This is a genomic window from Streptomyces sp. M41(2017) (assembly GCF_002078175.1).
GTDB lineage: Bacteria > Actinomycetota > Actinomycetes > Streptomycetales > Streptomycetaceae > Streptomyces.
In genome coordinates, this window is record NZ_MWFK01000001.1 from 3,883,320 (window position 1) to 3,900,337 (window position 17,018).

A 17,018-nucleotide genomic window follows, 5' to 3' on the forward strand; every position below is an offset into this window, starting at 1 on the left:
GTCAGAGCGCCAGCCATGTCGCGGCATACGTGTCGATCTCGGCCGCGAGCTTCGCCTTGCCGGCCTCGTCGAGGAACGACGCCTCCACCGCGTTGCGGGCGAGCGAGGCGACGCCGGCCTCGTCCAGGTCGAGCAGCCGGGCGGCGACCGCGTACTCGTTGTTGAGGTCGGTGCCGAACATCGGCGGGTCGTCGGAGTTGACGGTGACCGTCACCCCGGCCGCCACGAACTCCCTGATGGGGTGCTCGTCGAGGGTGCGGACCGCCCGCGTGGCGATGTTCGAGGTCGGGCAGACCTCCAGGGCGATCCCGTGCTCGGCGAGATGGGCGAGCAGCTTGGGGTCTCCCGCGGAACTCGTGCCGTGCCCGATGCGCTCGGCGCCCAGGAAGTTCAGCGCGTCCCACACCGTCTCCGGGCCCGTCGTCTCACCGGCGTGCGGCGCCGACCGCAGACCCGCCGCGATCGCCCGGTCGAAGTACGGCTTGAACTGCGGCCGCGGAACGCCGATCTCGGGGCCGCCGAGCCCGAACGAGACGAGACCCTCCGGCCGCAGCCGGTCGTCGGTCGCGAGCCGCACGGTCTCCTCGGCGGCCTCCAGACCGGCCTCGCCCGGAATGTCGAAGCACCAGCGCAGGACGACACCCAGCTCCGCCTCGGCGGCCCGGCGCGCGTCCTCGATCGCCTCCATGAAGCCCAGTTCGTCGATCCCGCGCCGGGTGGACGACCACGGCGTGATGGTCAGCTCGGCGTAGCGCACCTGCTGACGCGCCATGTCCCGGGCCACCTCGTACGTCAGCAGCCGGACGTCCTCCGGTGTGCGGATCAGGTCGACGACGGACAGGTACACCTGGATGAAGTGGGCGAAGTCCGTGAACGTGAAGTAGTCGGCCAGTGCCTCGGGGTCGGTCGGCACCATCGAGTCGGGGTGCCGGGCGGCGAGCGTGGACACGATGCGCGGGGAGGCGGATCCGACGTGGTGGACGTGGAGTTCGGCCTTGGGCAGTCCGGCGATGAAGGAGTGCAGGTCGCGGACGTCGTCGCGTGCGGTGATGTGCTCGGTCAAGGGGTTCCTCCCCGGAACGGCGTCTCCGGACGGTGCTCGGCGGGACGCGGGTGATCGGCTGATCGATGACTCGGGATCATCGTAGGCCGCGGCCCCGGGAGGGCGGCCCCGGCCCGTCCGGGACGGCCGGGCCACCGTCGCGGGCAGGCCGTCGCACCGTGGAGATCCACGGGACACGCCCGGGCCGTAGCATGTCGGCACGCAGAAGAGAGGGGACTTCGCGCATGTCCGAGGACGCGAGGACGCCGGAGACACCACGTGACGACGACGCGTGGACACCGACGGCTCAGGGGAACGGGTGGACCGCGCCGGCGGAGCGTGAGAACGCCACGCGGGCCGACGACGGCGCGCGGTGGGTGGACGGCGCGGTCGGTGACGGCCCCCAGTACGCCGTGACCGGCGAGCCCGGCGACGGCAGGGAACAGACCCCGCCCCCGGCGGACCGCGCCCCGGCCGACGGGCCGGGATCGTCCGTGCCCGCCCAGGGAACCGGGCCGTTCGCCGCTCCGGGCCGCGATGCGGGCTCCGCGTCCGGTGGGCCGGGCCACGCTTCCGGCTCCGCTGCGGGTCAGGCTCCTGTCCCGCAGGTCTCCCTCGGCAAGGGCGACGCCGACCACCGGCAGGAGACCAACCCCTGGGCGGCGCCCGAGGACGACCCGTCCGGCCGGAGCGCGCGGGGCGGCGGAAGCACCACACCCCCTCCCGCGTACGGGCTGCCGACGATCACCTCGCTCCCCGGCACCGGCTTCCCGCCCGGACCCGCGGCTCCCGGCGGCCCCGTCCGGGACAATCCGTTCGCCGCTCCCGCGGCGCACACGCCCTATCCGCAGCCCGGCCCGGGCGAGCCCGTGCCTCCGCCGCCCATAGCCCCCGGCGGGCCCGGGCACTCCCCGTACGGCTACGGCTATCCGCAGTACCCCGGCGGCCCGTCCCCGTACGGAGGCGTGCCCGGCTACGGCTGGCCCGCGGGACCGCCCGCCCCGAGCAACGGCCTGGGCACCGCCTCGCTCGTCCTCGGCATCATCGCCGCGGTCCTGTTCTGCGCGTGGCCCCTGGCGATCGTGCTCGGCATCCTCGCCGTGGTCTTCGGCGTGATCGGCCGGGGCAGGGTCCGCAAGGGCGAGGCGACGAACCCGGGGCAGGCGCTGGCCGGGATCATCTGCGGGTCGGTCGGCATCGTGCTCGGCGCCGCGCTGATCGTGGTCATCGTCGCCCTCCCGGACGATGTCGGCAGCGACGACTCGGGCGGGTACGACGGGTTCTCCACGTCCCTGGTCACGCGGCAGAGGTAGGCGGGGTACCGCCGGGGCGGGTCGCCGGGCCGGACGCCCGTGCGCTGCTCGTCCGGTGCCCGTCCTCGGACGGGGACGCCGGGGCCGACCGCGGTTCGCCCTCCGTGACCGCCGGTGTTCCCTTGCCCCCGGGGTGGCGCAGCGCGATCAGATAGCCGATGCCGAGCGCGATGGCCATCCCGTAGAAGACCCACTGGTTGGCCTCGGCGAAGTCCATGCGCACGCTCGACATCGCGTCGCGCGCGGCGCTGGCGGCCGGCCCGGTGCCGGTGGGTGTCCGGGCGTCGCCGTTGCCCGTGACCGCCTCGGCGATGTCCTTGGCCACGCCGTTCGCGGTGTCCGACGACACCCCGCGTGACGTGAGCGTCGACACGACGTTCTCGGTCGTCCGGTGCGTGAGGATCGTCCCGAGGACCGCCAGGCCGACACTCGCCGCGTAGTTGCGGACGGTCTGCGTGATGCCGGTGACCTCGCCGTACGAGGCCCCGATGGCCCGGTTCACGGCGTCCGTGGAGGCGGGCGCCAGGATGAAGCCGATACCGGCGCCCGCGAGGGCCACGTAGGGCCACTGGTCGTGCATCGACAGATCGGTCAGCTTGTTGGCCCACAGGGCGAATCCGACGGCGCCGACGACGGTGCCGATCTTCATCGGCCCCCGGGCTCCCTGCTTGTCCAGCATGCGGCCGCCCCACTGCGAGGCGATCGCGAAACCCGCGAAGAAGTACAGCAGGTACAGCGCGGCCTGGTTGGGGGAGGCGCTCAGCGAGACCTGGGCGTAGACGGAGGCGAAGAAGAAGACCGGGACGAAGGCCAGCATCGCGAAGAACAGCACCAGGCTGTCCACGGTGAACGCCTTGTCGCGGAACACCGCGAGATTGACGAGCGGGTGCCGCCTGCCCCGTTCGTAGCGCCAGAACACGACGAGTACGGCCAGACCGCCCGCGATGCAGGCCCAGGTCGCCGCGCTGTCCCAGCCCCAGGAAGCGGCCTGCTGGAAGCCCAGCACGCTCACCCCCATCCCGACGGCGATGAGGACGGCACCCACGCCGTCCAGCGGCTCGTCGCGCCGCCGGTTCGGGACACGCGCCATCATCGTCAGGACGAGCGCCACGACGGCCACGGGCACGTTCACCCAGAAGATCGCCCGCCAGGTCCAGGACGTGAGCCAGCCGCCCAGCAGCGGGCCGATCGCCGTCAGAGCGCCGGACAGCCCGAAGAACAGCGCGAGGGCCCGGCCGCGCCGCTCCACCGGGAAGACGGCCACCACCACGGCCAGTGCGGCGGGGAACAGGAGCGCCGCTCCCAGACCCTGTGTCGCCCGGAAGATGATCAGCCAGGTCTGGGCGAAGTCCCCCTTGGGGACGCAGCCGCAGAGCACGGAGGAGATGACGAAGACCAGGGTCCCGATGATGACGACCCGGCGGGGCCCGAAGAGGTCCGCGAGACGGCCGCCGAGGGCGAAGAACGCCGCCAGCGACAGCAGGTAGGCGTTGACCACCCACTGCATGCCCGAGGCGGACAGGCCCAGCTCGTTGACGATGTCCGGGGCCGCGATGGAGACGATCGTCTGGTCGATGAACGTCATCGACACCGCGAAGAGCATGGCTGCGAGGGCCAGCGTCTGGTTCGAGGTCCTGGGCGCCTGTTCAGCGGCCGCGCCCCGCGCCGAATGGGTGTCACTCACCTCTGCAGTCTGAGCCGGTTCACGGGGTGCCGCATCCGCAGGACGATCACCGCATCGTCGACCGGCCCGCCCCTTACCGGAGCCGCTCCCGCGCCTCCATCAGCGCGAAGCCCAGCAGGTTCCCGCCTCTCCAGCGCCGGGGGTCCGAGGCGCCCTCGTCGGTCGCGGCGAGGCCGATGCCCCAGACGCGGTCCAGCGGGCTCGCCTCGACCAGGACCCGGTCGCCCGTGCCCTGCAGGAACGCCCGCAGCTCCGGGTGCGCCGCGAACTTGTGGACGCTGCCCTCGACCACGATCCCGAACCGCTCGCGCTCCCACACGGCGTCGTCGAAGCCGCGCACCAGCCGGCCCGCCTTCTTGGCGAGCGCCGGGTTCGCCGCGTCCACCGCCTGCCGCTCGGCCTCCGCGTCCCCGAAGAGGCGCGCCTTGGAGGCCATCATCCAGTGCTCCGCCGTAGCGTAGACGACCCCTTCGACCACGAAGGGTGACGGCCACCACTGGCTGAGGCAGCTCGGTCCGACCTGTCCGTCCGCCCGCGCGCGGTGCCCCCAGAAGTGCAGGTACTTCACTCGCGTCCCCGACTCGACGGTGCTGACCAGTGCGTCCCGCGTGGCGATCTTCCCCATGCACGCCACTCTGGCACGCACCACTGACATTCCGTCCCGCCTTTTCCAGCAGGACTCGACACCTGGTCGAAGGATTCCGTCGCGTAACCAAAAGGCAACAACGGAATCACTTGTTGGAGTCCCTCAGCTCTGTCAGGATCGGCACTCAAATCGAGCTGGAGCTACGCCGACCCCCGTTTCGACGGGGAGGGCGGCGGAGGAGAGCGACATGCACAATCCGGGCCATCGCTTCCAGGCGCAGGACCGCCTCGCCGGCGGAGCGCAGTACATCGCGGGCCGTCTGACCAAGGGCACGTCCGGCCGCACCCACGCGGTCGTCGACCCCGCCACCGGCGAAGAGGTGTACACCTACGAGCTGGCGGGCACCGCCGACGTGGACGCGGCCGTGGCCGCCGCCCGCGCGGCCTTCCCCGGCTGGTCGGGCGCCACCCCCGGGGAACGCTCCGACGCGCTGCACCGCTTCGCCGCCGTGCTCGCCGAGCGTGCCGAGGAGTTCGCCCAGGCCGAGTCCCTGCAGTGCGGGAAGCCCCTCAAGCTGACCCGCGAGTTCGACGTGCCGGGCACCATCGACAACACCGCGTTCTTCGCCGGCGCCGCCCGGCACCTCCAGGGCCAGTCGGCCGGCGAGTACTCCGGTGACCACACCTCGTACGTACGCCGCGAGGCCATCGGGGTCGTCGGTTCCATCGCGCCCTGGAACTACCCGCTCCAGATGGCCGCGTGGAAGATCCTCCCGGCGATCGCCGCGGGCAACACGATCGTCCTGAAGCCCGCCGAGCTGACCCCGCTCACCTCCCTGCTGTTCGCCGAGGCGGCCACCGAGGCGGGCATCCCGGACGGCGTGATCAACATCGTCACCGGCCTCGGCCGGGAGGCGGGCGAGCACCTCGTCGGACACCCCGACGTCGCGATGACCTCCTTCACCGGGTCGACGGCCGTCGGCAAGCGCGTCGCCGAGATCGCCACCTCCACCGTCAAGCGCCTCCACCTGGAGCTCGGCGGCAAGGCACCCTTCCTCGTCTTCGACGACGCCGATCTGGAGGCCGCCGTGCACGGCGCGGTCGCCGGCTCGCTCATCAACACCGGGCAGGACTGCACCGCCGCCACGCGCGCCTACGTGCAACGCCCCCTCTACGAAGCCTTCGTGGAGCGGACGGGCGCCCTGATGGCGAGCGTCCGCGTGGGCGACCCCTTCGCGGCCGACACCGACCTCGGCCCCCTCATCTCGCACGCCCAGCGCGACCGCGTCGCCGGATTCGTCGACCGCGCCCGTGGCTACGCACGCGTGGTCACCGGCGGAGAGGTTCCCCAGGGAGCGCTCAAGTCCGGCGCGTACTATGCGCCCACGCTCGTCGCCGACGCCGGGCAGGACAGCGAGATCGTGCAGGCCGAGATCTTCGGCCCGGTGCTCGTCGTGCTTCCCTTCGACACCGACGACGAGGGCATCGCGCTGGCCAACGACACTCCGTACGGACTCGCGGCCTCCGCCTGGAGCCGCGACGTCTACCGCGCCAACCGCGCGACCCGCGAGATCAAGGCGGGCTGCGTCTGGGTCAACGACCACATTCCGATCATCAGCGAGATGCCGCACGGCGGTTACAAGGCGTCCGGCTTCGGCAAGGACATGTCCGCCTACTCCTTCGAGGAGTACACGCAGGTCAAGCACGTCATGTTCGACAACACCGCGGTCGCCAGGAAGGACTGGCACCGCACGGTCTTCGGGGACCGGCCGTAGCCGAACGACCGGCTACGGCCCTGTGGCAGACCAGGCCGCGACCACGGCCGCGACGCTTCCGAAAGGGCACCAGAGCATGGAGCAGTACGAGCCCGAACGCATGTCCCCGGTCCAACGGGCCGCCTTGCGGCGCAGCTTCCGGAACGGCAGGGCCTCCCTCAGCCGCCGTTCCCTGCTGCGCGCGTCCGCCGGCGGCGCGCTCGCCGTCGGCGGCCTGGGGGCGCTGAGCGCCTGCGGCATCCCGGCCGCGGGCAAGACCCAGGGCGGGGTCTCGGCCGAGGACCACTCGGCCAAGGAGAAGACGATCAACTTCTCCAACTGGACCGAGTACATGGACGTCGACAAGAGCGAGAAGCACCACCCCACGCTCGACGCGTTCGCCGAACGGACCGGTATCAAGGTCAAGTACACCGAGGACATCAACGACAACGTCGAGTTCTTCGGAAAGATCAAGCCGCAGCTCGCGGCGGGCCAGGACACCGGGCGCGACATCATCGTCGTCACCGACTGGCTGGCGGCCCGCCTCATCCGCTTCGGCTGGGTGCAGAAGCTCGACGCGGCCAACCTGCCGCACGCCTACACCAACCTGTCCGCCCAGTTCCGCAACCCCGACTGGGACCCCGGGCGCGCCTACTCCTATCCCTGGCAGGGCATCTCGACCGTCATCGCCTACAACAAGAAGGCGCTCGACGGCGTCGAGGTCCGCTCCGTCTCCGACCTGCTCGACAACCCCAAACTCAAGGGGCGCGTCGGCTTCCTCTCGGAGATGCGCGACAGCATGGGCATGACCCTCCTCGACATGGGCAAGGACCCGGCGAACTTCACGGACGACGACTTCGACGCGGCGATCGCCCGCCTCCAGAAGGCCGTCGACAAGGGCCAGATACGCCGCTTCACCGGCAACGACTACACGTCCGACCTCACCAAGGGCGATCTCGCCGCCTGTGTCGCCTGGGCCGGTGACGTCGTCCAGCTCAAGGCGGACAGCCCGGACGTCGACTTCCTCATCCCGGACAGCGGATACATGACGTCGACCGACAACATGCTGATCCCCAACAAGGCACGTCACAAGACGAACGCCGAGCGGCTCATGGACTTCTACTACGAGCCCGAGCCCGCCGCGGAACTCGCCGCCTACATCAACTACGTCTGTCCGGTCGACGGGGTCAAGCCCTATCTCGCGAAGATCGACAAGGACGCGGCGAACAACCCGCTGATCATTCCTGACAAGGCCATGGCCGCGAAGTCACACCCCTTCCGCTCGCTGAGCCAGAAGGAAGAGACGGCCTACGAAGAGAAGTTCGCGAAGCTCACAGGGGCGTGACCACGATGACGAATGACAACAGCGGCGACGTCCGCCTCTCCGGGATCAGCAAGACGTACGGCTCCTTCACGGCCGTGCACCCCCTCGACCTGACCGTGCCGCAGGGCTCGTTCTTCGCGCTGCTCGGCGCGTCCGGCTGCGGCAAGACCACCACCCTGCGGATGATCGCCGGCCTGGAGGAGCCCTCCTCGGGCACCGTCATGCTCGGCGACCAGGACGTGACGAACCTGCCGCCCTACAAGCGCCCGGTGAACACGGTCTTCCAGTCCTACGCCCTCTTCCCGCACCTCGACATCTTCGAGAACGTCGCCTTCGGCCTGCGCCGGCGCGGCATCAAGTCGGTGAAGAAGCAGGTCGAGGACATGCTCGACCTCGTCCAGCTCGGCGAGCAGGCGCGCAAGAAGCCGCACCAGCTCTCCGGCGGCCAGCAGCAGCGTGTCGCCGTGGCCCGCGCGCTGATCAACCACCCCAAGGTGCTCCTGCTCGACGAGCCCCTCGGCGCCCTCGACCTCAAGCTGCGCCGTCAGATGCAGCTGGAGCTCAAGCGCATCCAGACCGAGGTCGGCATCACCTTCGTCCACGTCACGCACGACCAGGAGGAGGCCATGACCATGGCCGACACGGTCGCCGTGATGAACGCGGGCCGCGTCGAGCAGCTCGGCGCGCCCGCCGACCTCTACGAGAACCCGAACACCACCTTCGTCGCCAACTTCCTCGGCACCTCCAACCTCATCGAGGCCGAGGTCGACTCCAGGAGCGGCGACGAGATCGTCCTCCGGGCGGGTGGCGGCAAGCTGGTGCTCCCCGGATCGCGATGTTCGGCGGACACCACGACCGGCGGCAAGCTGCTGGTCGGCGTCCGGCCGGAGAAGATCTCCCTCACGCACGCCGACGACGCGGGCGAGATACCCGCCGGCCGCAACCGCATCACCGGCAGGATCGCCGACTCCAGCTTCATCGGCGTCTCCACCCAGTACGTGATCGACAGCGCCGTCTGCCCCGAGTTCGAGGTCTACGCCCAGAACATCGACCGTGACTCCCGGCTCGCCCCGGGTGCCGAGGTCGTCCTGCACTGGAGCCCGGCGCACACCTTCGGCCTCGACGCGGCCCAGTCCCCGCTTGCCGGGACGACGGGCTCCGCCGGTGTCGAGACGGCCGAGGAGGAGGCCGCCTGATGGCCACCGTCACCGAGGTGGAGGCGCCGCCGCTCGCGCCGCAACCCGCCCAGAAACCGCCGAAGAAGCGCGGCCGGCTCGTCCCGTACTGGCTGCTGCTGCCCGGCCTGCTGTGGCTGGTCGTCTTCTTCGCGCTCCCGCTGGTCTACCAGGCCTCCACCTCGATCCAGACCGGATCGCTGGAGGACGGCTTCAAGGTCACCTGGCACTTCCAGACCTACTGGGACGCGCTCGCCGACTACTGGCCGCAGTTCCTGCGCTCCGTGCTCTACGCCGGTGCCGCGACGATCCTGTGCCTGGTGCTGGGCTATCCGCTCGCGTACCTGATCGCCTTCCGCGCGGGCCGCTGGCGCAACCTGATCATGATCCTGGTGATCGCGCCGTTCTTCACCAGCTTCCTGATCCGCACGCTCGCCTGGAAGACGATCCTCGCGGACGGCGGCCCGGTCGTCGGCGCCCTGAACACCCTGCACGTCCTGGACGTCACCAACTGGCTCGGCTTCACGGCGGGCGACCGGGTCCTCGCCACACCGCTCGCGGTGGTCTGCGGACTCACGTACAACTTCCTGCCGTTCATGGTGCTGCCGCTCTACACCTCGCTGGAGCGGATCGACGGACGGCTGCACGAGGCGGCCGGCGACCTGTACGCCCGGCCCATCACCACCTTCCGCAAGGTGACGTTCCCGCTGTCGATGCCGGGCGTCGTCTCCGGCACCCTCCTGACGTTCATCCCCGCCAGCGGTGACTACGTGAACGCCGACCTGCTCGGCTCCACCGACACCCGCATGGTCGGCAACGTCATCCAGACCCAGTTCCTGCGGATTCTCGACTATCCGACGGCCGCGGCACTCTCGTTCATCCTCATGGCCGCGATCCTCATCATGGTCACGCTCTACATCCGCAAGTCCGGGACGGAGGATCTGGTCTAAATGACCTTCGTGAACTGGCTCAAGCGCCATCTCGTCGTCATCGGGGGACTGCTGACGCTCGGATACCTGCTGCTGCCCAACATCGTCGTGACGGTGTTCTCCTTCAACAAGCCGAAGGGGCGCTTCAATTACGAGTGGCAGCAATTCTCGACGGACGCCTGGCGCGATCCGTGCGGGGTCGCCGACATGTGCGGCTCGCTCTCGCTCAGCCTCCAGATCGCCGTCTGGGCGACGATCGGCGCCACGATCCTCGGCACGATGATCGCCTTCGCGCTCGTCCGCTACCGCTTCCGCGCACGTGGCGCCGTGAACTCGCTGATCTTCCTGCCGATGGCGATGCCCGAGGTCGTGATGGCCGCCTCGCTGCTCACCCTGTTCCTCAACATGGGCGCTCAGCTGGGCTTCTGGACCATCCTGATCGCCCACATCATGTTCTGCCTCAGCTTCGTCGTGACGGCCGTCAAGGCCCGTGTCATGTCGATGGACCCCCGCCTCGAACAGGCGGCGCAGGACCTGTACGCCGGTCCCGCGCAGACCTTCCTGCGCGTGACCCTGCCCATCGCGGCACCGGGCATCGCCGCGGGTGCGCTGCTCGCCTTCGCGCTCTCCTTCGACGATTTCATCATCACCAATTTCAACGCCGGCTCGACCGTCACGTTCCCCATGTTCGTCTGGGGTTCGGCACAGCGCGGAACACCCGTTCAGATCAACGTCATCGGAACGGCCATGTTCCTCATCGCCGTACTCTTCGTCCTGGCCGGAATGGTCGTCGGCAATCGCCGCAACAGGCAAAAGGCATAACGCTCGAAAACCCTCGTAGGGAGTTGGAAATCATGGCCCCAAGCGCCATGACCCGTGGTAATCAGTGGACGACGTCTCTCGCGGACGCCCAGCCGGTCTCGTACTGGCTGGACGACCCCGGCAAACCCCGGCCGGAGCCCGCGCTCACCGGCTCCGACACCTGCGACCTGCTCGTCGTCGGCGGCGGCTACAGCGGACTGTGGACCGCGCTGATCGCCAAGGAGCGGGACCCCGGCCGGGACGTCGTCCTCGTGGAGGGCCGTGAGGTGGGCTGGGCCGCCTCCGGCCGCAACGGCGGCTTCTGCGCTGCCTCCCTCACCCACGGTCTGTCCAACGGGCTGACCCGCTGGCCGGACGAGATCCGCAAGCTGGAGGAGCTGGGCGCCCGCAACCTCGACGAGATCGAGGCGGCCGTCGCCCGCTACTCCATCGACTGCGACTTCGAGCGCACCGGCGAGATCGACGTCGCGACCGAACCGCACCAGGCGGCCGAACTGCGCGACTGGCACCAGGAGCTGGAGCGCGAGGGTCTCGTCGAGGGCGTCGAACTCCTCGACACCGAGGCCGTCCGCGAACAGGTCGCCTCCCCGACCTTCCTCGCCGGCCTGTACGACCGCCGGGGCGTCGCCATGCTCCACCCGGCCAAGCTGGCCTGGGGCCTGAAGCGCGCCTGCCTGCGGCTCGGGGTCCGGGTGTACGAGAACACGCCCGCCCTCGACCTGAAGCCGTCCGGCGCCGGCATGGCCGTCCGCACCCCGTACGGCGCGATCGGCGCCCGCCGGGTCGCCCTCGGCACGAACATCTTCCCGAACCTGGTCCGGCGCGTCCGCTCGTACACCGTCCCGGTCTACGACTACGCGCTGATGACCGAGCCCCTCAGCGACGACCAGCTGGCCTCCATCGGCTGGAAGAACCGCCAGGGCCTCGGCGACTCGGCGAACCAGTTCCACTACTTCCGGCTCTCCGCCGACAACCGCATCCTGTGGGGCGGTTACGACGCGATCTACCCGTACGGCGGCCGCGTCCGCGCCGAGCACGACGACCGCCCCGAGACGTACGCCAAGCTCGCCGGGCACTTCTTCACCTGCTTCCCGCAGCTGGAGGGCGTCCGCTTCTCGCACGCCTGGGGCGGCGCGATCGACACCTGCTCGCGTTTCTCGGCGTTCTTCGGCACGGCCCACCAGGGCAAGGTCGCCTACGCGGCCGGGTACACCGGCCTCGGCGTGGGCGCCACCCGCTTCGGCGCGGACGTGATGCTCGACCTGCTGGCGGGGGAGCGGACCGAACGCACCGAGCTGGAGATGGTCCGCAAGAAGCCGTTGCCGTTCCCGCCGGAGCCCTTCGCGTGGACCGGCATCGCCCTCACCAAGTGGTCGCTGGCACGCGCCGACGCGCACGGCGGCCGGCGCAACCTGTGGCTGAAGACCATGGACAGACTGGGCCTCGGCTTCGACAGCTGAGGGCGCGCGGCACACCCGGTGATCCACGGGCGTACGCCCAGCTCGTCGGTGTGATCCGGTTCACTACCAACTGGTAGCCGGAACACGCGTAATGATCGCCCCGGACCTCCCTCTCCCCTGTGACGCGACCAGCGTCGTCACGAGAGAGGGAGGTTCCGTCATGACAGGGCCCAAGACGGCGGTCGAGTGGCTGACATCCGTGGCTCCGGACCCGGAGGCCTGCCGGTGGGAGTGGGAGCGCAATCCCCTCGGCATCGCGCTGCTCCCGGCGGGCCGGGCCTGGGACGTGCTCATCCTGCCCGGCGAACTCGGCTATCCGACGCTCGACGTGCTGAGCCGGGTGATCGACCAACCCGGGCCCGTGCTCGTCGACTTCGGCGACGCGCGGATGGGCTTCTTCGTGCCCGCGGGCACCGCCGCCCGCTGGCTCGGCACGGGGGTGCGCACCGCGGGGCCCGGCACCTGGATCGTGGTGCCCTACCCGGGCCGGGCCACCGGCGGGGTCCGCTGGCTGGTGCAACCGGACGGCTCGGGCACCCTCACGGATCCGGCACTGCTCGAACTGGCCATGCACGAGGCGGCGGCGGGCCTCGCCGGGAACGGGGACCGGTAGCCGTGCCGATGCCGCGCGGCGGCGAGCTCCCGAAGTCCCGCACACGCAGGGGGTCTTGACAACAGAATTGGTCTGGACCAAGTTGGGCGCGCTCCACCCTCCCCATTCCCCCGTGCCCGGAGGCAGCAGTGGAACGCACCAGACGCAGCAGACCGTCCGAACACCGCCGAAGGATTCTCGCCGTGTGCACGGCCACCGTTCTGGCCGTACCCGGTCTCACCGCGCTCTCGTCGGCCGCCCGTGCGGCCGACGCGGACCTCGCGAAGAACGGCGGGTTCGAGTCGGGCCTGGCCAACTGGACCTGTACGGCCGCGAGCACCGTCACCACCCCGGTGCACAGCGGCAGTTCGGCGCTGAAGGCGACCCCGGCCGGCAGCGACTACGCCCAGTGCTCGCAGACCGTGACGGTGAAACCGGACGCGCAGTACACGCTCTCCGGGTTCGTCCGCGGCAGCTACGTCTACCTCGGCGCGAGCGGCACCGGCACGACCGACGTCAGCACCTGGACCCAGTCCGCGGCCGACTGGCAGCAGTTGAGCACCACCTTCCGCACCGGCGCCTCGACCACCAAGGTCACGATCTACACGCACGGCTGGTACGGCACCGGCACCTACTACGCCGACGACCTCTCGCTGACCGGCCCCGGAGTCGACGCCGGCCAGCCGCCGGCCGTGCCCACCGGCCTCAAGACCGGCACGGTCACGTCCTCCTCGGTCGGCCTGTCCTGGACGGCGGTGCCCGGTGCGACCGGATACGCCGTCTACCGCGACGGGACGAAGATCCAGACGGCCACCGGCACCTCGGCGACGGTGAGCGGACTGACCGCGTCCACCGCGTACTCCTTCCAGGTCACCGCCACGAATGACGCCGGTGAGTCGGCGAAGTCGGCGACGGTCACCGCGACCACCTCGGCGGGCTCCGGCGGGGGCGGCGGAGGTTCCTCGGACCTGCCCACGCACGCCCTCGTCGGCTACCTCCACGCGAGCTTCGCCAACGGCGCGGGCTACACCCGCATGGCCGACGTGCCCGACAGTTGGGACGTCATCGACCTGGCCTTCGGTGAGCCGACCTCCGCCACCTCGGGCGACATCCGCTTCAACCGCTGCCCGGTCACCGAGTGCCCGACGGTCGAGAGCGACGCCGACTTCAAGGCCGCGATCAAGGCCAAGCAGGCGGCCGGCAAGAAGGTGCTGATCTCGATCGGCGGCCAGAACGGCCAGGTCCAGCTCACCACCACGGCCGCCCGCGACATGTTCGTCTCCTCGGTCTCGAAGATCATCGACACCTACGGGCTCGACGGACTGGACATCGACTTCGAGGGCCACTCGCTCTCCCTCGACGCGAGCGACACCAACTTCAAGAGCCCGACGACCCCGGTGGTCGTGAACCTGATCTCGGCCCTGAAGACCCTGAAGGCCAAGTACGGCACGAAATTCGTCCTGAGCATGGCGCCGGAGACCTTCTTCGTGCAGCTCGGCTACCAGTACTACGGCACCGGGAAGTGGGGCGGCCAGGACCCGCGCGCCGGCGCCTACCTCCCCGTGATCTACGCCCTGCGCGACGACCTGACCCTGCTGCACGTCCAGGACTACAACTCCGGCTCGATCATGGGCCTCGACAACCAGTACCACTCCATGGGCGGCGCCGACTTCCACATCGCGATGACCGACATGCTCCTCACGGGCTTCCCGGTCGCGGGCGACGCGAACAACGTCTTCCCGCCGCTGCGCGCCGACCAGATAGCCATCGGCATGCCGTCCACCACGAACGCCGGCAACGGCTACGTGTCCCCGGCCGAGGTCACCAAGACCCTCGACTGCCTCACCAAGAGGACCAACTGCGGCACGTACACCACCCACGGCACCTGGCCGTCGCTGCGCGGCCTGATGACCTGGTCGATCAACTGGGACCGCTTCGGCGGCTGGGAGTTCTCCCGGAACTTCGACAGCTACTTCGGCTGAGGGCGATCGCTCGTCCGGGCGAGGAAGAGCCACAGCGAGTACAGCAGCACCCCGCAGAGGCACCAGCTGGCCACCACGTCCAGTGGCCAGTGGTAGCCGCGCAGGACCAGACCGGTGACGACCGCCGCGTTCAGGGTCGCGCAGGCGATCAGCAGGGCGCGGCGGGCGCCGGTCGTGCGGAGCCAGGGGAGGAGGAGCAGGGTCGCGGCGCCGTAGGCGACGGCGGCCGTGGCGGTGTGGCCCGAGGGGTAGTAGCCGTTGCCGGGTCCCATGACCGGGGGACCCGAGCGGGCGATCAGTTCCTTGAGCGGCACGATCACCGCCGGGACGACGGCCATCAGGACCGCGGCCGCCGTGGACGGGAGCCACCAGCGGTGGAGGCCCGCCCGGCGGGCGCGGACCGCCGCGTACACGAGGGCGGCGGCCAGGACGGGGACGGCGACCGTGATGTTGCCGAGGTCGGCGAGGAGTTCCCAGACGCGTGCCGGGTGGACGAGCCGGTCGCTGAGGCGTTCGTCCGCGCTGGCGAGGGGGCCGTGGGCCGTGACCTGCCAGGTGATCAGCGCGAAGAGGAGGGCCGGAAGGCCGAGAAGGAGGGTCGGCCGCCCCGGAACAGGGGGGGTGGTTCCGGGGCGGCCGTCCGGACCGGATTGTCGCGCGCCCCGGGGGGTTTGGGGCGGGCGACTGTCCGATCGGTGAGGAGAACCGGAGCCGGAAGCCCCGGGTGTGTGCGCGAGGGCACGACCAGGGCGAAGCTGGGGAAGCGACGACCCGGAATCGCCCACAGTCCCCTGTGGGCGGGGTGTATCTCTCATCTGGGTAGAACCTACGGCAGGGTGTCCGGCTCCGACAGGCGGAATCGCGTCCCGTCATGCACCTCGCACACGTTCTTCACACGCCCCGACCGGGTACGCCGCGGCGCCGGAACCAAGCGGAATCCACCCCGTGGTGGAGCTCCGGTGGTCCGGCGCCGCGGGGCATGGGGCCTCAGAGGGTGGAGAAGGCCTGCTCGATGATGTCGAGGCCCTCGTTGAGGAGGTCCTCGCCGATCACCAGCGGGGGCAGGAAGCGGAGGACGTTGCCGTAGGTGCCACAGGTCAGGACCAGCAGGCCCTCCTGGTGGCACGCCTTGGCCAGCGCGGCCGTCGCCTCCGCGTTGGGCTCCTTGGTGGCCGCGTCCTTGACCAGCTCGATGGCGATCATGGCGCCGCGGCCGCGGATGTCGCCGATGATGTCGAACTTCTCCGCCATGGCCCCGAGGCGGGCCTTCATGATCGCCTCGATGTTCTTCGCCTTGGCGTTGAGGTCGAGCTCCTTCATCGTCTCGATGGCGCCGAGCGCACCGGCGCAGGCCACCGGGTTGCCGCCGTAGGTGCCGCCCAGACCGCCGGAGTGCGCGGCGTCCATGATCTCGGCGCGGCCGGTGACGGCGGCGAGCGGCAGACCGCCCGCGATGCCCTTGGCGGTCGTGATCAGGTCCGGGACGATGCCCTCGTCCTCACAGGCGAACCACTGGCCGGTACGGCAGAAGCCGGACTGGATCTCGTCCGCGACGAAGACGATGCCGTTGTCCTTGGCGAACTGGCTGATGGCCGGCAGGAAGCCCTTCGCGGGCTCGATGAAGCCGCCCTCGCCGAGCACCGGCTCGATGATGATCGCGGCGACGTTGTCCGCGCCGATCTGCTTGTTGATCATGTCGATGGCCTGCGCGGACGCCTCGGCGCCGGCGTTCTCCGGGCCGGTCAGCCAGCGGTAGCCGTAGGCGACCGGCACACGGTAGACCTCGGGCGCGAACGGACCGAAGCCGTTCTTGTACGGCATGTTCTTGGCGGTCAGCGCCATCGTCAGGTTCGTCCGGCCGTGGTAGCCGTGGTCGAAGACGACGACGGCCTGGCGCTTGGTGTGGGCGCGGGCGATCTTGACGGCGTTCTCGACGGCCTCGGCACCCGAGTTGAACAGCGCGGACTTCTTGGCGTGGTCACCCGGCGTCAGCTCGGCCAGCGCCTCGGCGACGGCCACGTAACCCTCGTACGGCGTGACCATGAAACAGGTGTGGGTGAAGTCCTGGAGCTGGGCGGAGGCCCGGCGCACGACGGCCTCGGCGCTCGCGCCGACCGACGTGACGGCGATGCCGGAGCCGAAGTCGATGAGACGGTTGCCGTCGACGTCCTCGATGATCCCGCCGCCGGCGCGCGTGGTGAAGACGGGGAGCACCGATCCCACACCGGCCGCGACCACGGCGGTGCGTCGGGCCTGCAGTTCCTGCGACTTCGGGCCGGGGATGGCGGTGACGACGCGGCGCTCCTGCGGAAGTGCGGTCATGAGGGGCTCCCTGAGATCGTGCAGACGGGGGTGG

Annotated in this window: 13 protein-coding genes and 1 pseudogene; 9 read left to right on the plus strand and 5 right to left on the minus strand. The window is 70.3% G+C overall.

Annotated features, from left to right (window positions below; translation table 11 throughout):
* Nucleotide 1 precedes the first annotated feature (1 nt).
* Nucleotides 2–1,198: pseudogene (locus tag B0675_RS17200) on the minus strand (adenosine deaminase).
* 89 nt (nucleotides 1,199–1,287) lie between these two features.
* Between B0675_RS17200 and B0675_RS42570 the strand changes: the two are divergent.
* Nucleotides 1,288–2,355, plus strand: coding sequence for a DUF4190 domain-containing protein (locus tag B0675_RS42570; protein WP_107482647.1), 1,068 nt, complete (start codon nucleotides 1,288–1,290; stop codon nucleotides 2,353–2,355).
* Here the strand turns inward: B0675_RS42570 and B0675_RS17210 are convergent.
* Nucleotides 2,339–3,958, minus strand: coding sequence for an MFS transporter (locus tag B0675_RS17210; RefSeq protein WP_081219702.1), 1,620 nt, complete (start codon nucleotides 3,956–3,958; stop codon nucleotides 2,339–2,341). The two genes, B0675_RS42570 and B0675_RS17210, sit on opposite strands and share 17 nt — an antisense overlap.
* A gap of 154 nt (nucleotides 3,959–4,112) precedes the next feature.
* Entirely contained in the window at nucleotides 4,113–4,694 is a 582-nt protein-coding gene (locus B0675_RS17215; RefSeq protein WP_081219703.1) for an NADAR family protein, read from the minus strand.
* Between the two features lie 178 nt (nucleotides 4,695–4,872).
* Here B0675_RS17215 and B0675_RS17220 point away from each other — a divergent pair, with 178 nt between their 5' ends.
* The 8 genes from B0675_RS17220 to B0675_RS17255 all read left to right on the plus strand — a co-directional run bounded on the left by B0675_RS17220 (nucleotide 4,873) and on the right by B0675_RS17255 (nucleotide 14,662).
* Nucleotides 4,873–6,399, plus strand: coding sequence for a gamma-aminobutyraldehyde dehydrogenase (locus B0675_RS17220; protein WP_081219704.1), 1,527 nt, complete (start codon nucleotides 4,873–4,875; stop codon nucleotides 6,397–6,399).
* A 76-nt stretch (nucleotides 6,400–6,475) separates the two neighbouring features.
* A complete protein-coding gene (locus B0675_RS17225) occupies nucleotides 6,476–7,723 on the plus strand; it encodes a spermidine/putrescine ABC transporter substrate-binding protein (RefSeq protein WP_081221837.1) in 1,248 nt (415 codons plus the stop codon).
* Nucleotides 7,724–7,728: 5 nt separating this feature from the next.
* Nucleotides 7,729–8,898, plus strand: coding sequence for an ABC transporter ATP-binding protein (locus B0675_RS17230; RefSeq protein ID WP_179165314.1), 1,170 nt, complete (start codon nucleotides 7,729–7,731; stop codon nucleotides 8,896–8,898).
* Entirely contained in the window at nucleotides 8,898–9,827 is a 930-nt protein-coding gene (locus B0675_RS17235; RefSeq protein ID WP_081219706.1) for an ABC transporter permease, read from the plus strand. Before B0675_RS17230 ends, B0675_RS17235 begins: the two co-directional genes overlap by 1 nt.
* On the plus strand, nucleotides 9,828–10,628 hold the full coding sequence (locus B0675_RS17240) for an ABC transporter permease (protein WP_081219707.1): 801 nt from the start codon (nucleotides 9,828–9,830) through the stop codon (nucleotides 10,626–10,628).
* Between the two features lie 32 nt (nucleotides 10,629–10,660).
* Nucleotides 10,661–12,088, plus strand: coding sequence for an FAD-dependent oxidoreductase (locus B0675_RS17245; protein WP_081219708.1), 1,428 nt, complete (start codon nucleotides 10,661–10,663; stop codon nucleotides 12,086–12,088).
* A 160-nt stretch (nucleotides 12,089–12,248) separates the two neighbouring features.
* The gene (locus B0675_RS17250; protein WP_081221838.1) at nucleotides 12,249–12,701 is read left to right on the plus strand and encodes a hypothetical protein; all 453 of its coding nucleotides are present in this window, start codon (nucleotides 12,249–12,251) and stop codon (nucleotides 12,699–12,701) included.
* A gap of 128 nt (nucleotides 12,702–12,829) precedes the next feature.
* Nucleotides 12,830–14,662, plus strand: a complete 1,833-nt coding sequence (locus tag B0675_RS17255; protein ID WP_081219709.1) for a glycoside hydrolase family 18 protein — start codon at nucleotides 12,830–12,832, stop codon at nucleotides 14,660–14,662.
* On the opposite strand, the gene B0675_RS17260 is transcribed toward B0675_RS17255, so the two are convergent.
* Both B0675_RS17260 and gabT read right to left on the minus strand, forming a co-directional pair.
* Nucleotides 14,650–15,447 carry a phosphatase PAP2 family protein gene (locus B0675_RS17260; RefSeq protein WP_241539804.1) on the minus strand — a complete coding sequence of 266 codons (798 nt, stop codon included), beginning with the start codon at nucleotides 15,445–15,447 and terminating at the stop codon, nucleotides 14,650–14,652. The genes B0675_RS17255 and B0675_RS17260 overlap by 13 nt on opposite strands.
* Before the next feature lie 202 nt (nucleotides 15,448–15,649).
* Nucleotides 15,650–16,984, minus strand: coding sequence for a 4-aminobutyrate--2-oxoglutarate transaminase (gene gabT, locus B0675_RS17265; protein ID WP_081219711.1), 1,335 nt, complete (start codon nucleotides 16,982–16,984; stop codon nucleotides 15,650–15,652).
* Nucleotides 16,985–17,018: the final 34 nt, after the last annotated feature.

Excerpts from the sequence above, each read along its gene's own strand:
- B0675_RS17235 (WP_081219706.1), top strand. The coding sequence starts at position 8,898 with ATGGCCACCGTCACCGAGGTGGAGGCGCCGCCGCTCGCGCCGCAACCC.
- B0675_RS17220 (WP_081219704.1), top strand. The coding sequence starts at position 4,873 with ATGCACAATCCGGGCCATCGCTTCCAGGCGCAGGACCGCCTCGCCGGC.
- B0675_RS17240 (WP_081219707.1), top strand. The coding sequence starts at position 9,828 with ATGACCTTCGTGAACTGGCTCAAGCGCCATCTCGTCGTCATCGGGGGA.
- B0675_RS17215 (WP_081219703.1), bottom strand. The coding sequence starts at position 4,694 with ATGTCAGTGGTGCGTGCCAGAGTGGCGTGCATGGGGAAGATCGCCACG.
- B0675_RS17225 (WP_081221837.1), top strand. The coding sequence starts at position 6,476 with ATGGAGCAGTACGAGCCCGAACGCATGTCCCCGGTCCAACGGGCCGCC.
- B0675_RS17230 (WP_179165314.1), top strand. The coding sequence starts at position 7,729 with ATGACGAATGACAACAGCGGCGACGTCCGCCTCTCCGGGATCAGCAAG.
- B0675_RS17245 (WP_081219708.1), top strand. The coding sequence starts at position 10,661 with ATGGCCCCAAGCGCCATGACCCGTGGTAATCAGTGGACGACGTCTCTC.
- B0675_RS42570 (WP_107482647.1), top strand. The coding sequence starts at position 1,288 with ATGTCCGAGGACGCGAGGACGCCGGAGACACCACGTGACGACGACGCG.
- B0675_RS17210 (WP_081219702.1), bottom strand. The coding sequence starts at position 3,958 with ATGCTCTTCGCGGTGTCGATGACGTTCATCGACCAGACGATCGTCTCC.
- B0675_RS17250 (WP_081221838.1), top strand. The coding sequence starts at position 12,249 with ATGACAGGGCCCAAGACGGCGGTCGAGTGGCTGACATCCGTGGCTCCG.
- gabT (WP_081219711.1), bottom strand. The coding sequence starts at position 16,984 with ATGACCGCACTTCCGCAGGAGCGCCGCGTCGTCACCGCCATCCCCGGC.